1 protein-coding gene is annotated in these 519 nt (G+C 47.0%); it reads right to left on the reverse strand.

Going from position 1 to position 519, the window contains the following annotated elements; translation table 11 throughout:
- Positions 1–519 (reverse strand): hypothetical protein (locus tag KP705_RS16820; RefSeq protein ID WP_215765086.1); only part of this gene is annotated, 519 nt, incomplete at both ends.

Raw genomic sequence — 519 nt, forward strand, 5'->3', positions numbered from 1 at the left:
TTGTAGACGCTCTATGTCGAGAACCTTTGACAGCATCCCATCTTCTAAGACGCTACCCCCACCTCTACCCATGTGAGATATCGTGTAAGTGTCAAGCATATATGCTTTTGCGGAATCATCCACCGCATTGATATCCCTGTTGCCAAGCTCCCACGAACCACGCAACGCAAACAGATTACGCCCCGTTAGAGCATCGCATCCAATTTTTTGGAGTTTTTCGATAACCTGCTGATGGTGTCGCTTAGAGACAACTTCAATGAGTTCGAGAGCCTTTTTGCCGAGTTCAGTGTCAGGCGTCTGCGTATAATTCTGGACCATAAGACAGGGTTCAGAGACGTTATAGAAAGCATGATGCGGGAGCATCAGCCCAACAATCTTATTCTCCATCTGCTCGAATTTTATTTCATCACCAACGATGACACGACCATCAAGAGAAGGCTCAACACAGAGAGCCATAGCAATATCGGGCCCGAACATATCCAATGATTTAGGGACACCTATCGTGGCTTCGCCTTCATC

The organism is Gluconobacter sp. P1D12_c, assembly GCF_018812105.1.
In the GTDB taxonomy this organism is placed as follows: domain Bacteria; phylum Pseudomonadota; class Alphaproteobacteria; order Acetobacterales; family Acetobacteraceae; genus Gluconobacter; species Gluconobacter oxydans_A.